Below are 21,489 nucleotides of genomic sequence, written 5' to 3' on the forward strand. Positions count from 1 at the left end.
TTACCCTTCGTAGTGATCGCGCACCAGCCTATCGAGCAAGCGCACGCCGTAACCCGAACCCCAGGACTGGTTGATCTCGTTGGTCGGCGAGCCCATAGCGGTGCCGGCGATGTCGAGATGCGCCCAGGGCGTTTCCTTGACGAAGCGCTGCAGGAACTGCGCAGCGGTGATCGAGCCGCCGTAGCGGCCGCCAATGTTCTTCATATCGGCATTCTTGGAATCGATCAGCTTGTCGTATTCCGAGCCGAGCGGCATGCGCCACAGCTTCTCCTGCGTCGCCGTGCCCGATGCGGTCAGACGCTCGGCAAGCTCGTCATTGTTGGAGAACAGGCCGGCGTGGCTCTGGCCAAGCGCTACCATGATGGCGCCGGTCAGTGTCGCCAAATTGACCATGAACTTCGGCTCGAAACGCTGATTGCAATACCAGAGCGCATCGGCGAGCACGAGGCGGCCTTCAGCGTCGGTGTTCAGCACTTCGATCGTCTGGCCCGACATCGAGGTGACGATGTCACCGGGACGCTGGGCGTTGCCGTCGACCATATTCTCGACTAGGCCGATGATGCCGACCACGTTGACTTTGGCCTTGCGCGCAGCAAGCGTGTGCATCAGGCCTGTCACGGCAGCCGCGCCGCCCATGTCGCCCTTCATGTCTTCCATGCCGGCGGCCGGCTTGATCGACACGCCACCCGAATCGAAGACCACGCCCTTGCCAACGAAGGCCACCGGCTTGTCCTTGGCCTTGCCGCCGTTCCACTGCATCACCGCCAGGCGCGGCGGACGCACCGAACCCTGGGCAACGCCGAGCAGCGACCCCATGCCGAGCTTCTTCATTTCCTTCTCGGTCAAGATCTCGACCTTGACGCCGAGCTTTTCGAGCTCCTTGGCCTGGGCTGCGAATTCGACCGGGCCAAGCACGTTGGCCGGCTCGTTGACGAGATCGCGGGCGAGCACCACGCCACCGACAATGGCTTCGGCATCAGCAAAGGCCTTCTTGGCCGCAGCCGGATCGGCGCAGTGAATGGTGATCTTGGCCGGCTTCTTGTCGTCAGCCTTGCTGTCGCCATTGTCCTTCTTGGTCTTGTATTTGTCGAAGTTGTAGCTCCTGAGCAGGATGCCTGCGGCAACGCCCGCCGCGGCCGCGCCATCGACTTTCACGCCTGGAATATCGAGGATCACGGCCACTTCGGTCGCCTTGCGCAGTTGCGCGGCAACCACACCGCCGAGCTTCAGCCAGGCATATTCGTCAAGTGCCGAGGTCTTGCCGGCGCCGATGGCGACAAGCCGGTCGGCCGCAGTGCCTTCGGGAGCCAGGACTTCGACCACGCCGCCGAACTTGCCGCTGAAGTCAGCTACCGGGAAAGCACGATCGAGCGCCTTGGCCGGATCGTTGGCACGCGCCGCATCGCTCAGCCCGCCATCGTCGGCGGAGAAGACCACGATGCTGCCTTTTTTCGGCGTGCCCGGCTTGGCGAAACTGATCGACGGCTTAGAAGTCATGATATCCTGCTTTCGGATCCCGTTCAGATGGTGCGCGACATTTCGTCGTTTTCACAAATTTGGCAAGCCTCCCGTCATCTAGGCCAGCTATGGCGAAAGATGAAAAGTGGCGGGAAACCTTACGTTAACCACCTCTGTTCGGCGTTTCTTAGCCATTAGCGTCGAGACTCCGAAGCGCGGGAGACAGTGTTGGCGACGTGACGGGCAGTTGTGCCGGCTTGCCTTGGACTATACCTTAGACACCCACCGGCCATGCGACATCCTGTCGGCCGGCCAAGTCGGAAACACGGAATCCTGGTCATCGATGAAGGTTGTTGAGCGCTACATTCTGCGTCGTGCGTTCGTGGTTTTCATCGCGGCGTTGACGTGGACATTGGCGATCGTCTGGACCACCCAGGTCCTCGGACGCATCGATCTTGTCACCGACAGCGGCCAGTCGGCCCTGACCTTCTTCGAGGTCGCGGCCCTCATTCTGCCGACGGTCATCCCTATCGTCGTGCCGTTTGCCGTCATCATCGCGGTGGCGTTGACGCTGAGCACGATGAATAGCGATTCCGAGCTGGTGATCCTCAACGCTGCCGGGGCCTCGCGGCTCACGGTCATTCGGCCGATCCTCATCCTGGCGATCGGCGCCAGCCTGTTTTCCTTCGTCATCGACAATGTCGCCAACCCGATGGCGCGCCAGCGCAACCGCGAACTGATCGCCACGTCGCGCGCTGATCTGTTGTCGCTGATCATCCAGGAAGGCACGTTCCGCAAGGTCGACGAAGGCCTGTTCGTGCAGGTCGGCGAACGACTTCCCAATGGCGGACTGGGCGGCATCTTCGTTGCCGATTCGCGCGAGCCCAATGTCGACCTCGTTTACTACGCCAAGGACGGCTCGTTCATCGAACGCAACAAGAAGCAGATGCTGGTGATGAATGAAGGCGTCATTCACCGCAAGGCGCCCGGCGGCGAAGTGTCGGTGATCAGCTTCGACTCCTATGCCTTTGATCTCAGTGAGTTTTCTGCTGCAGCCAACGAAGTCACCATGCAGCCGAAGGACCGCTCGACATCCTATCTGATGCAGCCGCAACACGGCGACAAGTTCTACCAGCGCAACCCGCGCCTGTTCGACGCCGAGCTCAACCGCCGCTTCTCCGACTGGCTCTATTCGATTGCCTTCGCCTTCATCGCGCTTGCGGTCGCCGGCGATGCGCGCTCGCACCGCGAAGCGCGCATTCATCCGCTGGTGACGACGGTGACGATCGCGCTGTTCTTCCGCTGGCTCGGCTTCTTCGCCAACAGCAAGGCAGAGGCTGCGGCCTGGATCGGCTATGTCGTCTACGCTATTCCCATCGGCGCGTCGCTGTTCGCCCTGTGGTTCATCCGCAATCACCGCACCATGGAATTGCCTGTCTCGGTCGCCGACCGCATGGCGGCGTGGGCAGCGCGGATTCGCGACAGCTTCACGGCAATCCGCCAGCGCCTTACCGGCCGCGCTTCCGGCCAGAGAGCAGCATGATGGGCTGGACGCTTGGCCGCTACTTCCTTGTCCGCTACGCCGTCATCACGACGTGGTTCTTCATCGGCATCTACGCCCTGATCTTCATCATCGACGTCACCGAATTCTCGAGCAATGTCGGCGGCCTGCCGGGCTTCAAGTTTTCGATCGCCATGACGGTTTCAGCGCTTCGCGTGCCGATGATCATGCAGCAGACCGTACCGTTCGTGGCCCTGTTCAGCGCCATGGCGACGCTGGTCTCTCTCAACCGGCGCTATGAACTGGTCATTGCGCGCGCCGCGGGCATCTCGGCCTGGCAGTTCCTGCTGCCGTGCTGCATCGGCGCACTACTGTTCGGCCTGGTCACGGTCGGCATCCTCAACCCGATCGCCGCCTACGGCTTCTCACACTCGGAGACGATCGAATCCGAGCTGCGCTCGCGCCAGTCCAATTCGGTTTCGGCGTTCTCGGCGCCCTGGCTGCGCCAGAAGGCCGACGGCACCGAAGTCATCATCGGCGCCCGGGCCGTACTCAACCAGGGTCTTGAGCTCTCGGACGCGGTGTTTTTCATCTTCGATGCCAACGGCGACATGGTCGAGCGCAAGGACGCGGAACGCGCCTATCTCCGCGACGGCCACTGGGAACTGGTCAACGTCCGCAGTATGAAGGGCAGCGAGAATTTCACCTCCCAGCCCATCGATCAGGTGCCGACAAATCTGAAGCCTGAATTCGTCCAGGAACGGCTGGCGCGACCGGAAACAATTCCGTTCTTCGAGCTGCCTTCCAAGATCGAAGTCGCGCGTTCCTTCGGCCTCCGGGCCAACGCATTCGCCATGCAATTTCATTCACTTGTCGCCCTGCCCTTCCTTTTGGTTGCAATGACGCTCATTGCTGCAACAGTGTCGATGCGATTTGCACGTATGGGACAGTCTGCAACGATGATTCTGGGTGGCGTCGTCGCCGGCTTTCTGCTTTATGTCGTTTCGGTTCTGGTCAAAGCATTTGGCAATGCGGGATTCGTGCCGACTTATATTGCGGCGTGGTTTCCAGTTGTCGTCGCAATGTTTTTCGGGGTGACTTTCCTGCTCTACAAAGAGGACGGTTAGGTGAGGGGCGCAATGGCCAACCGCAGGGCCCACAGGGCAGGCCTTTTCGGTGCGACTGCGCTCGCGTGCGTTCTTGCATGCGCGCTGCCGACAGCGCCTGCATTCGCACAGACAGTTGCCGACCTCGCACCCAGCGTGCCCGAGGGCGCGCAGATGCTGCTCGAGGCCGACACGCTCGTCTATGACAACGACGCCAGCACCGTCACTGCGGTGGGCGGCGTGCAGATCGACTATGCCGGCAACCGTCTCGTTGCCCAGCGCGTCACCTATGACCGCAAGACGTCGCGGCTGGTCGCCAGCGGCAATGTCGAAGTCGTCAATTCAGACGGCACCAAGATCTTCTCGCAAGAGATCGACATCACCGACGACTTCGCCGACGGCTTCGTCAACACGCTGCGCCTGGAGACCGTCGACAAGACCTATTTCGCCGCCGAAAGCGCCAAGCGCGAGGGCGGCTTCCTGACGACGTTCAACAATGGCGTCTACACCGCCTGCGAACCGTGCGAGCAGAAGCCCGACAAGGCGCCGATCTGGCGCGTCAAGGCGCAGAAGATCATCTGGAACGGCCAGAAGAAGACGGTGCGGTTCGAGAACTCGAATTTCGAGTTCTTCGGCTTCCCCATCGCCTTCCTGCCGGCGTTCGAGATTGCCGACCCGACGGTGAAGCGCAAGAGCGGCTTCCTGATGCCCGGCGTCAGCTACAAGAGCGAGCTCGGCGTCGGCGTTTCGATCCCGTACTACTTCGCGCTCTCGCCGACCTATGATCTCACTGTCAAGGGCACCGGTTACACCCGCCAGGGCTTCCTCGGCGAGGCCGAATGGCGCCAGCGCTTCAACAATGGCGAATACAGCCTGAAGATGGCCGGCATCTACCAGATGAACCCGGACAAATTCGACGCCAATACCGTCGATCGCGGGCCGGCCGGCGACGAAAACAAGCTGCGCGGCATGGTCGGCACAAAGGGTCATTTCGACCTCAATCCGCGCTGGGCCTTTGGCTGGAACATCCTTGCCCAGACCGACAAGAATTTTTCACGCACCTACGGCATCAACGGCTTCTCCGACAGCACGCACCGCTCGGAGGTCTATCTGACCGGCCTCAACGACCGGAACTACTTCGACCTGCGCGCGATGCGCTTCCAGGTCCAGGAAGAAGCGCTCGACAGCGACCCGAATGCCCGCGCCGACAAGCAGCCCTGGGTGCTGCCGTCGCTCGACTATGCCTACATTCCCGACACGCCGCTGGCCGGAGGCGAACTCTCGTTCGACCTCAACGCGCGCGTCATCCAGCGTTCGGACCTCGACACTACGGTGTATGATCCTACGCTCTCACCCACGGTCCACGGCATCGAAGGTACATCAAGCCGCATCACCGCCGAAGCCGAGTGGAAACGGACGATCATCACAGATGGCGGCCTGCTCGTCACGCCGCTGCTCGCCTTCCGCGCCGACGGCAGTTATGTCGATGCGTCGGCCGCCTCGCTTACCGCCATCAACGACATGGCAAACGATTCGCGGATCAACGTCGCGGATGACGTGCGCTCGTCGCTGTTCCGCTACATGGCCACCCTTGGCCTCGAGCTGCGTTGGCCGGTGCTGTTTTCGTCGACAAGCTCGACCCATGTGCTCGAACCGATGGCCCAGATCTTTGCCCGCCCGAGCGAAAGCCACATCAGCGCCCTCGGCATCCCCAACGAAGACGCCCAGAGCTTTGTCTTCGACGCGGCCTCGCTGTTCGAGCGCGACAAGTTCTCCGGCTATGATCGCATGGAAGGCGGCACGCGCGCCAATCTCGGCCTGCGCTATTCCGGCAGCTTCAACAATGGCTGGACCACCAACGCGCTGGTCGGCCAGTCGTATCACCTGGCCGGCGACAACTCGTTTGCCGCACCCGATCTCGTCAATGCCGGCGCCTATTCCGGCCTTGAGACCGATACGTCCGACTATGTAGCCTTGGCCGGCATTGCCAGCCCCAACGGCTTCTCGGCATCGGTCAGCGGCCGTTTCGACGAGCGCACCTTCGACGTTCGCCGCGCTGAAATGAAGATTGGCCTCGACGCCCGGCCGATCGCGGTTTCGGCACGCTACGCCTTCATCGAAGCACAGCCGCTCTACGGCTTTGCAACTGATCGTCACGAAGTCACGCTCGGCGCCACCGCTCGTTTCAACGACGAATGGCGGGTCTTCGGCTCCGGCACCTACGACATCAAGGGCGATCTGCTCGTCAAGAATGGCCTCGGCTTCGCCTATGATGACGAATGCTTCACCTACATGATGTCCTACGCCGAAAGCCGCGATCACAATAAACCTGACGACGTCTCGCGCACAGTGGGCTTCAACATCTCGTTCCGTACGCTGGGCGACTTCGGCAACGCGACGAGCAGCTTCTAAAGAAGCGACGGAACGGCGGCGGGGGCGGCCTGACATCGTTTTGCCGCATAACGCGGCCAATGACGGGGCAACACGTATCCGGGCACTGCCCGGATCTGGGGTTTGAACGGGACTTAATTCTATGCGGAAGCACCTCTTTTCAGCAGGCCTCGCCCTGCTCGTGGCGGCGACGTCGCTTTCGATCACCGCCTACGCGCCTCCGGCTCAGGCCAGTGAAATCAAGTACATCGTCAATGACGTGCCGATCACCAGCTACGACATCCAGCGCCGTGCGGCTTTCCTCAAGCTGCAGAAGCGCAAGGGCGATGCCGGCCAGGAAATGATCGAGCAGACGTTGCGCGTGGCGGAGATGAAGCGGCTCAACATCCGCATCTCCGACAAGCAGGTCGATGACGCCTATGCGCGCTTCGCCGGCTCCAACAAGCTCAAGCCCGCGCAGATGGACCAGATCCTCGGGCAGGCCGGTGTAACCAGCAGCCATTTCAAGGACTATATTCGCGCCCAGATGGGCTGGAACCAGGCGCTTGGCGCCCGCTTCCGCTCTGCCGATGGCGGCGGTGGCTCGAGCGAACAGGACGCCGTGCGCCGCATGCTTCAGCAAGGCGGCGCCAAGCCGAGTGCGACTGAATATATGCTGCAGCAGGTGATCTTCGTCGTGCCTGCATCCGAGCGTGGTTCGATCGCCAAGCGCAAGCGCGAAGCGGATGCCATGCGCGGCCGCTTCAATGGCTGCGAACAGACGCGCGATTTTGCCAAGGGCCTGCTCGACGTCACCGTGCGCGACCTCGGCCGGGTCATCGCCCCGCAGTTGCCGCCCGAATGGGCAGAGGAGATCAAGAAGCTCAAGGTCGGAGGCGCGACACCGGTGCGCGAAACCGATCGCGGCGTCGAGTTCATCGGCGTCTGCAGCTCGCGCGAGGTCTCCGACGACAAGGTCGCCCAGATGGTCTTCCAGGCCGAGGGTGCAGGCAAGCAGGGCGACGCAAAGGCCGACGAGCTCAACAAGAAGTACATCGAAGAGCTGCGGGCCAAGGCTCGCATCGTCACCCGCTAGGCCGTGGCTGCCCATAGCGTGCCACTGGCGCTGACGTCAGGCGATCCCTCTGGCATTGGTCCCGAAATCGCTGTCGCCGCCTGGCGGCTGCGCAACGGGGCGGATGTGCCGCCCTTCTACCTCCTCGCGGACCCAAGGCTGATTGCGGCGCGCGCGCGCGCCCTGGGCATCGATCTCGCCATTGTCGAAACCGACCCCGCCGGCGCCGCAAAAGCCTTTGCCAACGCCCTGCCCGTCGTTCCGCTCGAAGCTGCGTTCGTCGATGCGCCGGGCCTGCCTGACAAGCGCAACGCTGCCGGCATCATCGAGGCCATCGACCGCGCTGTTGCTGATACCTTTGCAGGTCGCGCGGCCGCCGTCGTCACCTGCCCGATCGCCAAGAAGCCGCTCTACGATGCCGGCTTCCGCTTTCCCGGCCACACCGAGTATCTCGCCCATCTGGCAACGGAAAAGACCGGCGCCGCAGCGACGCCCGTCATGATGCTCGCCGGGCCTGAACTGCGCGCCGTGCCCGTGACCATCCATATCGCTCTGGCCGAAGTACCGAAGGCGCTGACCACGGCTGCCATCGTCGAGACCGTGCGGATCACCGCACATGACCTGCGGGCCCGCTTCGGCATTGCCCAGCCGCGTATCGCCATATCAGGGCTCAATCCGCATGCCGGGGAAGGTGGCGCCATGGGCCACGAGGACGAACGCGTCATCCGCCCGGCCGTCGAAGCACTCAGGGCGCAAGGCATCGATGTTTTCGGCCCCCTGCCCGCCGACACCATGTTCCATGCCCGCGCCCGTGCCGGCTATGACGCTGCCATCTGCATGTATCACGACCAGGCGCTGATCCCGGCCAAGGCGCTCGCCTTCGACGAGACGGTCAACGTCACGCTCGGCTTGCCCTTCATCCGGACATCGCCCGATCACGGCACCGCTTTCGACATCGCTGGCAAGGGCATCGCCCGGCCTGACAGCCTGATCGCCGCACTCAAGCTGGCGCGACGACTGGCTGACGTCGAGGCCACAGCATGATCCCGAAGAATGGGAACCGGTTTTCGAAAGAGATCATGCTCCAACAAAAGGACAGAGCCCCGTTCCGGTTCAACCGGAATGGCACAGGCTCCAGGACATTATGAGCACCAGCATCGACGGCCTGCCGCCGCTTCGCGACGTCATCGAACGCCACGGCCTTCAGGCCAAGAAGGCGCTCGGCCAGAATTTCCTGCTCGACCTCAACCTCACCGGCAAGGTGGCGCGCGCCGCCGGTGATCTCTCCGGCGTCACTGTCATCGAGGTCGGGCCCGGTCCCGGCGGCCTGACCCGCGCTCTGTTGATGCATGGCGCCAAGCGCGTCATCGCCATTGAGCGTGACGAGCGCTGCCTGGCGGCACTGGCTGAAATTTCAGACCACTACCCGGGCCGACTGGAAGTGGTATCAGGCGATGCGCTGAAGACCGACTTTGCGGCGCTCGCGGGCGGCGAGCCGACAAAGATTGTCGCCAACCTGCCCTACAATATCGGTACCGAATTGCTGGTCCGCTGGCTGACCGTCGAAGCCTGGCCGCCCTTTTACCAGTCGCTGACCCTGATGTTCCAGCGCGAGGTTGCCGAGCGCATCGTGGCAAAGCCGGCGAGTTCGGCCTTTGGCCGCCTCGGCGTTCTCGCGGGATGGCGCACCGATGCGCGCATCGCCTTCGACGTACCGCCACAAGCCTTCACGCCGCCGCCCAAGGTCATCTCGTCGGTTATCCATCTGGAACCGCGCAGAGAGCCGCTGACAGCCGATGTGAGGGTGCTTGGCCGCGTCACCGAGGCGGCATTCGGCCAGCGCCGCAAGATGCTGCGCCAGAGTCTGAAAAGCATGGGTGGCGAAAAGCTGCTGGTGTCAGTCGGCATCGACCCGACGCGCCGCGCCGAAACGCTCAGCGTCGAAGAGTTCGTGGCGCTGGCAAAGGCCGTCTGAGCGCAGATTTTACCCTCCCCTGTGAGGAGGCTAAAAACGGGCTCAGACCTTTTCTTCAAGCAATTTCGAAACAAAATCGAACAGGCCGGGCCGGCGGTCGCGACGCAGGCGCTCGGCCGTGACGATCGACTTGACCGAGGCAAAAGCCTTGTCGAGGTCGTCGTTTACGACGACATAGTCGTAGTCGCGCCAGTGCTCGAGCTCGACGCGCGCGTTGTGCAGCCGGGTTTCGATCACCGCGTCCTGGTCCTCTGCCCGCCGGCGCAGGCGCGCCTTCAACTCGCCCATCGACGGCGGCAGGATGAAGATCGACACGATGTCGGCGCGCATTTTTTCCTTCAACTGCTCGGCACCTTGCCAATCGATGTCGAACAGCATGTCACGGCCTTGCGCCATGGCGATTTCGGCGGGCTCGCGCGGTGTAGCGTAGTAGTTGCCGTGCACTTCGGCCCATTCGAGCAGTTCGTCGGAATCGCGCAGTCGCTCGAAGTCGCGCATCGAGCGGAAATGGTAGTGCATGCCGTCGATCTCGCTGCCGCGACGGGCGCGGGTCGTCACGGAGACCGACAGCTCGAGGCCCGGGTCGCTTTCCAGCAGATTGCGCGCGATAGTCGACTTGCCGGCGCCCGAAGGCGAAGACAACACCAGCATCAGGCCGCGGCGCCTGATGGCGTTTGAGGGGTTTTCGGCGCTCATGCGCTACTCCAGATTCTGAACCTGTTCGCGAAACTGATCGACTACGGCCTTCAGTTCCAGCCCAATTGCGGTCACTGCGGCGGCGTTCGACTTCGAGCACAGAGTATTCGATTCGCGGTTGAATTCCTGCGCCAGAAAATCGAGCTTGCGGCCGATAGCACCGCCGCCCGCAATCAGCGCCCGCCCCGAGGCGATATGCGTCTTCAGCCGGTCGATCTCCTCGCGGATGTCGGCCTTGGTCGCCAGAAACGCCGCTTCCATGTTGAGCCGGGTCTCATCAAGCGCAGGTGATGCCTCAAGCAGCAGGCGCACCTGTTCAGCCAGGCGCTGGCGGATCTGCGCCGGCTCGCGCGACGGGTCGGCTTCGGCCTGCAGCGTCAGCGTCTCGATGGTCGAGATATGGTCAGACAGCAGCGCCTGCAGCGCCTCGCCCTCGGCTTTGCGTGCATCGACGAGACCAGTGAGCCCGGCTTCCAGGCAATGCATGATCACGGCATCGATCGCCGCACGCTGCTCGTCCGTCTCGACCGCTTCCGGCACGTCGAACACGCCGCGCAGCGCAAGCAGGCCGTCGGCGCTGGCAGGCGCTGCGCCATATTGCTTGACGAGACGCGTGGCAAGCTCCGCCACGTCGCGCAGGAACACCTCGTTGATCACTGGCTGTACCATCGCACCGCCGGTGCGGCTGACGGTCAGCGTCGCCTGCACATTGCCGCGCGAAAAACGTTTTTGGATGGCCTGCCTGACGGACGGTTCGAGCCGCTCGAACCCCTGCGGCAGGCGCAGGCGCACGTCGACGCTCTTGCCGTTGACCGACTTCACTTCCCAGGCGATTGCCGTTCCGTCGTGCTCCGCCGCCACGCGGGCGAAGCCTGTCATGCTCTGCAGGTTCATCTGGCAGCGCGTCCCTGTTCTTGCAGCGTCCTTTGTACCCGAATGGTGCAAAGGCGAGGCTTGTTCTTACTTCTTGACGGCGTTGGTTGTCGCTGCGTCTTTCTTGGCCGGATCGGCCTCGTCAGCCGCCTTCTCGTCCTCGACGACCTTGCGCTGGAAGGCGCGCCAGCGGGCGACGTTCTCATTGTGCTCGTCCAGCGTCTCGGCAAAGACATGCCCGCCCGAACCGTCGGCAACGAAATAAAGGTCCTTGGTCTTGGATGGATTGGCCACCGCCTCGAGCGAGGCCTTGCCTGGATTGGCGATCGGCGTCGGTGGCAGGCCCTTGATGGAATAGGTGTTGTAGGGCGTCGGCTTGTCGATGTCGGAGCGGAAGATCGGCCGGTCGGCCGGCTTACCCTTGCCACCGAAGATACCGTAGATGATCGTCGGATCCGACTGCAGCCGCATGCCCTTGTTGAGGCGGTTGATGAAGACGGCCGCCACGCGCGAGCGTTCGTCGCCGCGGGCCGTTTCCTTCTCGACGATCGAGGCCAGCGTCACGAATTCGTTGACGTCGGCAAGCGGCAGGTCGGCAGTGCGTCGTGCCCAGATGTCTTCGACAAGTTCCTTCTGGTCGGCCAGCATCTTGTTGACGATCTGCTGGCGCGTCAGCCCGCGTGTGAAACGCTGGGTGTCGGCAGCAAGCGTGCCCTCGGCAGGCATCTCGGCCGGCATATCGCCGCTCAGTGCCTCGTTGTCGGCGATGCGCTTCCACGCCTGCTCGACGGTCAGGCCTTCAGGGATCGTCAGCGAGTACTGCACCGACTTGCCGCTCTTCAGCAGTTCCATGATGTCGTGCATCGAAGCACCGGCCTGGATCTCGTATTCGCCGGCCTTGAGTGCACCGTCATTGCCGTAGGCGCGTACGCCCATGCGGAAGACGCGCGCGTCGCTGATCAGGCCGCGCCGCTCGAGCTGGTCGGCAATGTCCTGCACGCCGGTGCTCGGCTTGACCAGGAAGGTTGCCGGCACCGTCGAAGGGCCTGTGCCGCCGAACTCCTGCTTGCCGAAATAGAGTGCCGCACCGCCTGCCAGGATGACCAGCATGACGAGCGAGATCATGAAGTTCATGAACACGACGATCTGGTTGCGCGAGGCGCGCGAGCGCTTCGGCGGCGGCGTACCGATTTCGGGTCGCAACGCTTCCTGCGCGGTCTTTGGAACGATTGGATTGGCCGGTGCGGCGCGTGGCGCACCTTCTCCCGAACCAGGCGTATTGATGCTCATCTTGCCTCGCCACTCCCTCTTGCGTCGAATCCCCGCCGGGAGACTAGGCTTGAATGTGGCAAAAATCACGGCAAAGGGCCCTCAAAGGGCCCCTTCCCACAGCCTATCAGCCGTTGAAGCGCTGGAAAACCAACGAGGCGTTGGTGCCGCCAAAGCCGAAGGAGTTCGACAAGGCGACATCGACCTGCCGGGCGCGTGGCTTGTTCGGCACGAGATCGATGGCCGTCTCACGCTCGGGATTGTCGAGATTGATCGTCGCCGGAACGATGTTGTCGCGAATGGCGAGGATCGAAAAGATCGCCTCCGCGGCACCGGCAGCACCGAGCAGGTGACCGATCGACGACTTGGTCGACGACATCGACACCTTGGAGGCGGCATTGCCGACGAGACGCTCGACGGCGCCGAGCTCGATCGTATCGGCCATGGTCGAGGTGCCATGGGCGTTGATGTAGTCAACGTCAGCCGGCGACAGCTTGGCGCGCTTGAGGGCGGCCGTCATGCAGCGGAATGCACCGTCGCCATCCTCGGCGGGTGCCGTGATGTGATGGGCGTCTCCAGTCAGGCCGTAGCCGACGACTTCGGCATAGATCCTGGCGCCGCGCGCCTTGGCGTGCTCGAGCTCTTCGAGAACGACAACGCCGGCACCTTCGCCCATGACGAAACCGTCGCGGTCGCGGTCATAAGGGCGCGAGGCCTTTTCGGGCTCGTCGTTGCGGTCGGTAGACAGCGCCTTGCAGGCGGCAAAGCCGGCAAGCGACAGACGCGTCACCGGAGCTTCGGCACCACCGGCCAGCATCACGTCGGCATCGCCGAACATGATCAGGCGGGCGGCGTCGCCGATGGCGTGCGCGCCGGTCGAACAGGCGGTGACGACGGCATGGTTGGGGCCCTTGAGCCCGTGCCTGATCGAAACCTGGCCCGAGACCAGATTGATGATCTGGCCTGGAATGAAGAAGGGGCTGATGCGGCGAGGGCCGCGTTCCTTGAGGATCAGGGCGTTTTCGGCGATGCCGTCGATGCCGCCGATGCCCGAGCCGATCATCACGCCGGTCGCGTATTGCTCTTCCGGCGTCTTGGGTTGCCAGCCCGAATCCTTCAATGCCTCGTCGGCAGCGGCGATCCCGTACAGGATGAAGTCGCCGATCTTGCGCAGTTCCTTGGGCTCAAGGAACGCTTCGGGATTGAAGCTATTGTCGCTGCCGTCACCCCTGGGGATGACGTTGGCGATCTTGCAGGGGAGATCTTCGACCTCAAACTCCGAGATACGCCTTGCGGCGCTCCGGCCGGAAAGAAGCTCCTTCCAGCCGTGCTCGTAGCCCATGCCGAACGGTGAAAGCAGGCCAAGGCCCGTGACGACCACACGCCTCATCGCAGGCATCCCTGACAATTCGCGATCGCTCAGGCCGAAGCCTTGTCGATGTACTTCACGGCGTCGCCAACGGTGAGGATGGTCTCGGCCGCGTCATCGGGGATCTCGACGCCGAATTCTTCTTCGAAAGCCATGACGAGCTCGACCGTGTCGAGGCTGTCCGCGCCCAGGTCGTCGATGAAGCTTGCAGCTTCCGTCACCTTGTCGGCGTCAACGCCAAGATGTTCAATGACGATCTTCTTGACGCGCTCTGCGGTGTCACTCATGTGGGCATCCTCAGTCTGGTGTTGTTAGGTCTTCGTTAGCGGGCGGATTGCCGCTAATCAAGCTGTAATCTGCGCTTTCCCAAGCGCTCGGGTGGCGGTCCGGTCTCGGCCCGGCCACCTGATGGAGCGCGGCAATACACGAAAAATTCTCCGCGTCCAAGGCAAAAGGCCAGGTTATCCCGGCCTATCGGCCCAATCAGATCATCGCCATGCCGCCATTTACATGGATCGTCTGGCCGGTGACATAGGCAGCCTCGTCCGAAGCGAGATAGGCGACAGCGGAGGCGACTTCCTTGCCGGTGCCCATGCGCTTGGCCGGGATCGCCGCCATGATCGCCTCTTTCTGCTTGTCGTTCAGCTTCTCGGTCATCGCCGATTCGATGAAGCCCGGCGCCACGCAGTTGACGGTGATGTTGCGCGTCGCGATCTCCTGGGCCAGCGACTTCGAAAAGCCGATCATCCCCGCCTTGGAGGCGCAATAATTGGTTTGGCCGGGATTGCCGGTGACGCCGACGATCGAGGTGATGTTGATGATGCGACCATGGCGGCGGCGCATCATCGGGTGCGTCAGCTCGCGCGTCAGGCGGAACATCGCCGTCAGGTTGATCTCGATGACGCTGTCCCAGTCGGCGTCCGACATGCGCACGAACAGGCCATCCTTGGTGATGCCGGCATTGTTGACCAGGATGTCGACGCCTTCGAGATCAGCCTCGGCCTTCTGGCCCAGCGCCTTGACCTCGTCGCGGTCAGCGAGATTGGCCGGGAACAGCTTGACGCGGTCGCCAAGCTCGTTGGCTAGCGCCTCGAGCTTCTCTATGCGGGTGCCGTGCAGGCCGACGATGGCGCCCTGCTTGTGCAGGATACGGGCGATTTCTTCGCCGATGCCGCCGGATGCACCGGTGACGAGCGCCTTGCGGCCAGTCAGATCGAGCATTTTGCTACCTTCCTTGAAGAGCGCACCCTTCACACGGGTGGGGTCGTTTGAATTGCTCAGGCGAGCGCGGCGATGGCCGCCTCGACGTCGACCGGGTTGTTGACGGCTGATGTCGCGATGTCCTTGTTGATACGACGGGCGAGGCCCGACAGCACCTTGCCGGCACCCACTTCATAGAGCGTGGTCACGCCATTGTTGCCAAACCACTCGACGGTCTCGCGCCAGCGGACACGGCCGGTAACCTGCTCGACGAGGCGGGCGGCGATCTCTTCCGGATCGGTGATCGGCTGGACCGAGACGTTGGCAACGACAGGAACAATCGGCGCATGCTTCTTCACACTGGCCAGCGCTTCGCGCATCTTCTCGGCAGCTGGCGCCATCAGCGCCGAATGGAAAGGCGCGGAGACCTGCAGCATCAAAGCGCGCTTGGCGCCCTTTTCGGTGCACAGCTTTGCCGCGCGCTCGACTGCTGCCTTCTCGCCTGAAATGACCAGCTGGCCGCCGCCATTGTCGTTGGCGATCTGGCAGACGGAACCCTCGGCCGCTGCTGCGCAGGCCGCGTCGACGTCGGCCTGTTCGAGGCCGATGATCGCAGCCATCGCGCCCTGGCCCGCCGGCACCGCCGCCTGCATGGCATCGCCGCGGATGCGCAGCAGGCGCGCAGCATCGGCGACCGAGACAAAACCAGCGGCGGCAAGTGCGGAATATTCGCCGAGCGAGTGGCCGGCGACGTAAGAAACCTTGTCCTTCAGCGACAGGCCGCGCGCTTCCAGCGCCCGGAAGGCAGCCATCGACACGGCCATCAGCGCCGGCTGGGCGTTGGCCGTCAGCGTCAACGTCTCTTCAGGACCTTCCCAGATCAGCTTGGACAGCTTTTCGCCCAGCGCATCGTCGACCTCCTCGAACACGCGGCGCGCCTCGGGAAAGGCATCGGCAAGTTCCTTGCCCATGCCGACGGCCTGGCTGCCCTGCCCCGGAAAAGTGAATGCAATGGCCATGTCGGTCTCCTGGCTACTTGCCGCATCGGCCCGAACCGGAATCGGTTTCTGAGGGCGCGATGCGCAGACTTATCACGTGGAGCGCCCCTTGCACGTTCGGGAACAAGCAGCACGCCATATCGTTGTGCCTCTGGCGCAATGGATGGCGTGAAGTCAAGTCTTGAGGGCTTTGGGGCCTGTTTGGGGCAAATAATCACAGAGAATTAATGCGAAACACGTTTTGTTTGCCCCATCCTTCTCAATTTTGCCATATGCGCTAGGTTTTCGATGACAGTTTCGTGACGGTTGCGTGACGCCGCCGTCCAGCGTTCGAGGAAGTTGAGTTGGCCAAGCTAATCGCGACCGGCAAGGCCGTCGCCAATGACGGGGAAAACGAGGCTGAATTGCTCAGCCGGCGTGCCTATGCCTTGGGCGTCCTGCGCTCGGTCATGATCACGCTTGCTGTTTCGGCAGCCCTGGTCTTTGCCATCGAGTTCGTCGCGCGCGGTTCGTTCGTCGACACCCTCAATTTCTTCCAGCAGCCGTTCAAGCCGAGCTGGACGACGGTTGCGTTGTTTGCCCTGTTGATCATTGGCTTCGATGCGCTGCTCGGGCGCCCCTACAACGGCCTCTTGATCGTCGCACCGGTGGCGCTGATGCTGGCCTTCGTCGGCCACCAGAAGTCGCTGTATCTCGGCGACCCGCTCTACCCGACCGATTTCCTCTATGCCCGCCAGATCGTCGAGCTGATGCCGCTGCTGGTGCGCGAGCGGCCGCTTGCCGGCATCGGCATTGCAGTTGGCCTCATCGCCGGCATCTCGCTGCTCGTGCTCGCCTGGCGTTACTGGCGCCGCCGCATGCCGGCGCTGTCGTTCTGGGCACGCATGTCGCGCCTGGCCATCGCCATTCCTGCCCTCGCCTTCTTCGTCTCGATCATGGATTACGCGACCTTCTCGTGGACGCGCGACCGCCTGCAGATCATCCCGATGATGTGGGACCAGAAGGAAAACTACGCTTCCAACGGCTTTGCCATTGCCTTTGCGCTCAACGTGCCGATGGCCAAGGTCAAGGCGCCGCACGACTATTCCGACAAGGCGATCGACGCCATTGCCAGGCCCGAGCAGGCAGCCGCAGTCCTGCCCGAGGAAAAGCCCGACGTCATCATCGTGATGAGCGAATCCTTCTGGGATCCGACGCTTCTGCCTGGCGTCAAGATCACGCCCGATCCGATCCAGAACGTGCGCGCCTCGCAGTCCGGCCACGTCTTTTCGCCCGAATTCGGCGGCATGACCGCCAATGTCGAATTCGAGGCCCTGACCGGCTTTTCCAACGCCTTCTTGCCGGCCGGATCGATCCCGTACCAGCAATATGTCCGCGCGCCGGTGCCGTCGCTCGCCACCTTCTTCAAGAGCGAAGGCTACGAAACCAAGGCCATCCACCCGTTCGGCGGCTGGTTCTGGAACCGCGCACCCGTCTACAAGGCCTTCGGCTTCGACCAGTTCATGTCGGAAGAAAACCTGCCGCCACTCGAAAAGCGCGGGCCGCTGGCATCCGACGCCGCGCTGACGGAAGAGATCATCCGCGAGGCGGACGCCACCGAGCATCCGTTCTTCTTCTTTGCGGTCTCGCTACAGAGCCACGGCCCCTACGAGCCGAACCGCTACAGCGACACGACCCACAAGGTCGACGCGGCAACGACGCCGTGGGCGCGTGATTCGATCCTGACCTATGCCGAAGGCGCGTCTGACGCCGACCGTGGCCTCAAGCGCCTGATGGACTGGGCGAGCAAGCGCGAGCGTCCGACCGTAATTGCCTTCTTCGGCGACCACCTGCCGCCGCTCGGTCCCGTCTATGTCGAGACCGGTTTCATGAAAGAGCCGGTCGCCAAGCGCAAGGCGCCGATCGGCGAGATGCTGGTCCAGCACGAGACACCGCTCGTCGTCTGGTCCAACCGTACCGGCCCGGCGCGCGACATCGGCTCGATCAGCCCGGCCTTCCTGCCGCTGCATGTGCTCAAGACCGCCGGCATCAGCCACCCCTATTACACCGGCTTCCTCGGCGACCTGCATGACCGCTTCCGCGTGGTCGACCGCAACATGCTTTTGCCGCGCGAGGGCGAGTCGGTGTTCGACTGGTCGCGCCAGAAGGAACTCGACCCGGCGATCCGCGATTTCCGCTGGCTCCAATATGACATGATGTTCGGCAAGCGCCGCGGCGCCAAGGGCTTCTTCCCCGAGACTGTCGACAAGGTCGTCGCCAACCGCACCCGCTCGCCGCTTTTCCTCCGCGACGAGGCTTTCGGCTGAGCCAGAACTGGCCGGAAAAGGCCGGTTTTCCTGAGAATCTCGGCCTCGCCCCTTGCCTTGGCGGCACTTAGCATGTAGACGCCCGCCATCTGCCGGTCCCAGCTGGGGGCTGAACGGAGGGCCGGAGGCTTCCTTGGAAGTCGCCGTGTGAAGCGAAAACGCTTCCGCCTCCCGTGTCTCCGCTCTCGACCGTCTCGTCGTGCTCCTTTCTTCTCCTGAGATGGCCTAGGCCTTCGATGGATCAGGGAGGTCGCAGAGGCTCTAGCCGCCGGGACCGGAAGATGGAAACGAAGAAAGGCAAAAACTATGGCTCTTTATGAACATGTGTTTCTTGCCCGCCAGGACCTCTCGCAGCAGCAGGTCGATGCACTTGTCGAACACTACAAGGGCATCATCACTGCAGCAGGCGGATCGGTTGGCCGGGTCGAGAACTGGGGACTGAAGTCCCTCACCTACCGCGTTAACAAGAACCGCAAGGCGTACTACACGCTCATGGACATCACCGCTCCGTCGGCTGCCGTCAAGGAAGTCGAGCGCCAGCAGGGCCTGTCCGAAGACGTTCTGCGCTTCCTGACCATCAAGGTCGATGCGCATGAAGAAGGCGTCTCCGCCATGATGCAGAAGCGCGAAGAGCGCTCCGAGCGTGGCGAACGCGGTGGCTTCGGCGACCGTCCGCGCAGCTTCGGCGACCGCGACCGCGGTGATCGCGGCCCGCGCAGCTTCGGCGACCGCGATGGCGGTGGTGATCGTGGCCCGCGCCGTCCGCGCGAAGGTGTTGAAGGGGGTGCAGAATAATGGTCGACATCAATCAGATCCCGACCCGTCGTCCCTTCCATCGCCGCCGCAAGACCTGCCCGTTCTCCGGCGCCAACGCTCCGAAGATCGACTACAAGGACGTGCGTCTGCTGCAGCGCTACATTTCCGAGCGCGGCAAGATCGTTCCTTCGCGCATCACCGCCGTCAGCCAGAAGAAGCAGCGTGAACTCGCCCAGGCGATCAAGCGCGCCCGCTTCCTCGGCCTGCTGCCCTACGTGGTGAAGTGATATCAGTTCCGGCCCAGGCGCTTCGTCGCTTGGGCCGGAATTTTCCTGCTCCGACGGGCGTGGCAGGTTAGGTCTCAAAATCCCGGGTTGGATTTCCCAGGAAATCCTAACTGCCGCGACAGGCAGGACAGCGAAACCGGCGGCAACGCCCTTCCCTGCTTCCTTGCCCGTTGAAATCATTTCGCTGCCTTTGCAGCCAACGAAAGGACAAGGAAAATGGACGTCATTCTCCTCGAACGTATTTCCCGCCTCGGCCAGATGGGCGACACCGTCAAGGTCAAGGACGGCTTTGCCCGCAACTTCCTGCTGCCCAAGGGCAAGGCGCTCCGCGCCAACGAAGCCAACAAGAAGAAGTTCGAAGGCCAGCGCGCTCAGCTCGAAGCCCGCAACCTCGAGCGCAAGTCGGAAGCCCAGCAGGTTGCCGACAAGCTCGACGGCAAGTCCTTCGTCATCGTGCGTTCGGCTGGCGAAACCGGCCAGCTCTACGGTTCGGTCTCGACCCGCGACATCGCCGATCTGCTGATCGCCGAAGGCTTCACGGTTGCCCGCAACCAGGTCGAGCTCAACCAGCCGATCAAGAACATCGGCCTGACCAACGTAGCGATCGCCCTGCACGCCGAAGTCGAAGTCACCATCACGCTGAACATCGCACGCACGGCCGACGAAGCCGAGCGCCAGTCGAAGGGCGAGACGCTGACAACCGCCGAAGCCATCTACGGCGACGACATCAACGAAAACGCCCGTCCGGACAGCTTCTTTGATCCGAACGAAGACGGCGAAGGCGACGAGGGCTGATCCAGGCCTCTGTCTCAATCCAGTTTTCTGGACCAAGCCCGGATGGCAACATCCGGGCTTTTTTTGTGCCAGGCGTGGAACTTGGCAGCGTCGTTCCTATGTTCAAGATCGGACTACACGACTGACCTTTTCGCGAGCACGCCATGAACATGTTGTTGCAACGCATCGTCGGGAAGCTTGTGCGCACCGGCAGCCTGACAGTCACCGGCCCCAATGGGCGGTCGCATCGTTTCGGCGATGACACAGGCGATCCGGTCCATCTCCTCATCAAGACACGGCGCGCCGAAAGCGCCATCACGCTCGATCCCATGCTCGCCTTGCCCGAAGCCTATATGGACGGCGATCTCGACATCGTCGAAGGCGACGTGCTTGGGCTGATGCGGGTCGTGTTCCAGAACCTCGGCAACGGCAGCATCGACACCGCCTGGACCAAGGCGCTCGATAAGTTCCGGCTCGCCTTCCGCCGTTTCCAGCAGGTCAACACCGCCGCCCGTGCCAAGCGCAACGTGCAGCGCCACTACGACCTGTCGGGCGATCTCTACCGCCTCTTCCTCGACACCGACATGCAATATTCCTGCGCCTATTTCGCCGACCCCGACATGACGCTGGAAGAGGCACAGATCGCCAAGAAGGCGCATATCGCCGCCAAGATGCGGCTCAGGCCCGGCCAGTCGGTGCTCGACATCGGCTCCGGCTGGGGCGGGCTCGGGCTCTATCTCGCCCGCACCTTCGAGGCCCAGGTACTCGGCGTCACGCTGTCGACCGAACAGCACGCGGTCGCGACCGAACGGGCCCAGGCCGAAGGGCTTGAGAACCAGGTCCATTTCGAGATCAGGGACTACCGCGACCTCGTCGAACGCTTCGACCGCATTGTCTCGGTCGGCATGTTCGAGCATGTCGGCGTCAACCACTACCGCACCTTCTTCGACAATGTCGCCAAGCGGCTCAAGCCCGATGGCGTGATGGTGCTGCACTCGATCGGCCGTGCCGGTCCACCGGCCTCGACCAGCGCCTTCATCCGCAAGCACATCTTCCCCGGCGGTTACATCCCTGCCCTGTCGGAGGTGCTGCCGGCGATCGAAAAGGCCGGCCTGATGGTCACCGACGTCGAGATTTTGCGGCTGCATTACGCCGACACGCTGAGGCACTGGAGTATTCGTTTCGCCGCCAATCGCGACAGGGCCAAGGCGATCTATGACGAGCGTTTCTGCCGGATGTGGGAGTTTTATCTCGCGGCATCCGAGGCTGCCTTCCGATGGCAGGACCTGATGGTCTTCCAGATCCAGCTCGCCCACCGCAACGACACGCTGCCATTGACCCGCGACTACATCGGCAAGTGCGAAAAGGCGCTAGCCATGCACGAGATAGCGCATCGCCAGACCGAACCTGCCGGCAAGACCAGCCGCCGCAGGAAGGTGGCTGACAAGGAGTAGGATCGCGCCAGCTGATGTTGGC

19 protein-coding genes are annotated in these 21,489 nt (G+C 62.9%); 11 read left to right on the forward strand and 8 right to left on the reverse strand.

Annotation, left to right across the window (positions count from 1 at the left end):
- Positions 1-1,497 carry a leucyl aminopeptidase gene (locus ACHMW7_RS21240; protein WP_395447455.1) on the reverse strand — a complete coding sequence of 499 codons (1,497 nt, stop codon included), beginning with the start codon at positions 1,495-1,497 and terminating at the stop codon, positions 1-3.
- A gap of 304 nt (positions 1,498-1,801) precedes the next feature.
- Here ACHMW7_RS21240 and lptF point away from each other — a divergent pair, with 304 nt between their 5' ends.
- The 6 genes from lptF to rsmA all read left to right on the forward strand — a co-directional run bounded on the left by lptF (position 1,802) and on the right by rsmA (position 9,485).
- A complete protein-coding gene (lptF, locus tag ACHMW7_RS21245) occupies positions 1,802-3,001 on the forward strand; it encodes an LPS export ABC transporter permease LptF (protein ID WP_395447456.1) in 1,200 nt (399 codons plus the stop codon).
- Positions 2,998-4,086 carry an LPS export ABC transporter permease LptG gene (gene lptG / locus ACHMW7_RS21250; RefSeq protein ID WP_395447457.1) on the forward strand — a complete coding sequence of 363 codons (1,089 nt, stop codon included), beginning with the start codon at positions 2,998-3,000 and terminating at the stop codon, positions 4,084-4,086. Before lptF ends, lptG begins: the two co-directional genes overlap by 4 nt.
- A 12-nt stretch (positions 4,087-4,098) precedes the next feature.
- The gene (locus ACHMW7_RS21255; protein WP_395447458.1) at positions 4,099-6,477 is read left to right on the forward strand and encodes an LPS-assembly protein LptD; all 2,379 of its coding nucleotides are present in this window, start codon (positions 4,099-4,101) and stop codon (positions 6,475-6,477) included.
- A 121-nt stretch (positions 6,478-6,598) separates the two neighbouring features.
- Positions 6,599-7,531 carry a SurA N-terminal domain-containing protein gene (locus ACHMW7_RS21260; RefSeq protein WP_395447459.1) on the forward strand — a complete coding sequence of 311 codons (933 nt, stop codon included), beginning with the start codon at positions 6,599-6,601 and terminating at the stop codon, positions 7,529-7,531.
- A 3-nt stretch (positions 7,532-7,534) separates the two neighbouring features.
- Positions 7,535-8,554, forward strand: a complete 1,020-nt coding sequence (gene pdxA, locus ACHMW7_RS21265) for a 4-hydroxythreonine-4-phosphate dehydrogenase PdxA (RefSeq protein WP_395447460.1) — start codon at positions 7,535-7,537, stop codon at positions 8,552-8,554.
- 100 nt (positions 8,555-8,654) lie between these two features.
- Complete coding sequence (rsmA, locus tag ACHMW7_RS21270) at positions 8,655-9,485, forward strand: 16S rRNA (adenine(1518)-N(6)/adenine(1519)-N(6))-dimethyltransferase RsmA (protein WP_395447461.1); 831 nt, start codon at positions 8,655-8,657, stop codon at positions 9,483-9,485.
- Between the two features lie 42 nt (positions 9,486-9,527).
- Here the strand turns inward: rsmA and gmk are convergent, their stop codons facing one another.
- The 7 genes from gmk to fabD form a co-directional block, all read right to left on the reverse strand.
- Positions 9,528-10,181: a guanylate kinase gene (gmk, locus tag ACHMW7_RS21275; RefSeq protein ID WP_395447462.1), complete on the reverse strand. Its 654-nt coding sequence runs from the start codon at positions 10,179-10,181 to the stop codon at positions 9,528-9,530.
- Between the two features lie 3 nt (positions 10,182-10,184).
- Positions 10,185-11,075, reverse strand: coding sequence for a YicC/YloC family endoribonuclease (locus ACHMW7_RS21280; protein WP_395447463.1), 891 nt, complete (start codon positions 11,073-11,075; stop codon positions 10,185-10,187).
- Between the two features lie 66 nt (positions 11,076-11,141).
- The gene (gene mltG / locus ACHMW7_RS21285) at positions 11,142-12,344 is read right to left on the reverse strand and encodes an endolytic transglycosylase MltG (protein WP_395447464.1); all 1,203 of its coding nucleotides are present in this window, start codon (positions 12,342-12,344) and stop codon (positions 11,142-11,144) included.
- A gap of 106 nt (positions 12,345-12,450) precedes the next feature.
- Positions 12,451-13,713, reverse strand: coding sequence for a beta-ketoacyl-ACP synthase II (gene fabF, locus ACHMW7_RS21290; RefSeq protein ID WP_395447465.1), 1,263 nt, complete (start codon positions 13,711-13,713; stop codon positions 12,451-12,453).
- Between the two features lie 29 nt (positions 13,714-13,742).
- Positions 13,743-13,979, reverse strand: coding sequence for an acyl carrier protein (locus tag ACHMW7_RS21295; protein WP_055978681.1), 237 nt, complete (start codon positions 13,977-13,979; stop codon positions 13,743-13,745).
- 196 nt (positions 13,980-14,175) lie between these two features.
- Positions 14,176-14,913: a 3-oxoacyl-[acyl-carrier-protein] reductase gene (gene fabG / locus ACHMW7_RS21300; protein WP_395447466.1), complete on the reverse strand. Its 738-nt coding sequence runs from the start codon at positions 14,911-14,913 to the stop codon at positions 14,176-14,178.
- Between the two features lie 56 nt (positions 14,914-14,969).
- Entirely contained in the window at positions 14,970-15,911 is a 942-nt protein-coding gene (gene fabD, locus ACHMW7_RS21305; RefSeq protein ID WP_395447467.1) for an ACP S-malonyltransferase, read from the reverse strand.
- Positions 15,912-16,339: 428 nt separating this feature from the next.
- Here fabD and ACHMW7_RS21310 point away from each other — a divergent pair, with 428 nt between their 5' ends.
- The 5 genes from ACHMW7_RS21310 to ACHMW7_RS21330 all read left to right on the forward strand — a co-directional run bounded on the left by ACHMW7_RS21310 (position 16,340) and on the right by ACHMW7_RS21330 (position 21,467).
- A complete protein-coding gene (locus ACHMW7_RS21310; RefSeq protein ID WP_395451398.1) occupies positions 16,340-18,196 on the forward strand; it encodes an LTA synthase family protein in 1,857 nt (618 codons plus the stop codon).
- A gap of 306 nt (positions 18,197-18,502) precedes the next feature.
- Positions 18,503-18,991, forward strand: a complete 489-nt coding sequence (gene rpsF / locus ACHMW7_RS21315) for a 30S ribosomal protein S6 (protein ID WP_184773813.1) — start codon at positions 18,503-18,505, stop codon at positions 18,989-18,991.
- Positions 18,991-19,239: a 30S ribosomal protein S18 gene (rpsR, locus tag ACHMW7_RS21320; protein WP_018427106.1), complete on the forward strand. Its 249-nt coding sequence runs from the start codon at positions 18,991-18,993 to the stop codon at positions 19,237-19,239. Before rpsF ends, rpsR begins: the two co-directional genes overlap by 1 nt.
- 216 nt (positions 19,240-19,455) lie before the next feature.
- A complete protein-coding gene (gene rplI, locus ACHMW7_RS21325) occupies positions 19,456-20,034 on the forward strand; it encodes a 50S ribosomal protein L9 (protein ID WP_395447468.1) in 579 nt (192 codons plus the stop codon).
- 143 nt (positions 20,035-20,177) lie between these two features.
- Complete coding sequence (locus ACHMW7_RS21330) at positions 20,178-21,467, forward strand: class I SAM-dependent methyltransferase (RefSeq protein ID WP_395447469.1); 1,290 nt, start codon at positions 20,178-20,180, stop codon at positions 21,465-21,467.
- Positions 21,468-21,489 lie beyond the last annotated feature (22 nt).

It is taken from the genome of Aminobacter sp. UC22_36 (assembly GCF_044056035.1).
Taxonomy (GTDB): Bacteria; Pseudomonadota; Alphaproteobacteria; order Rhizobiales; family Rhizobiaceae; genus Aminobacter.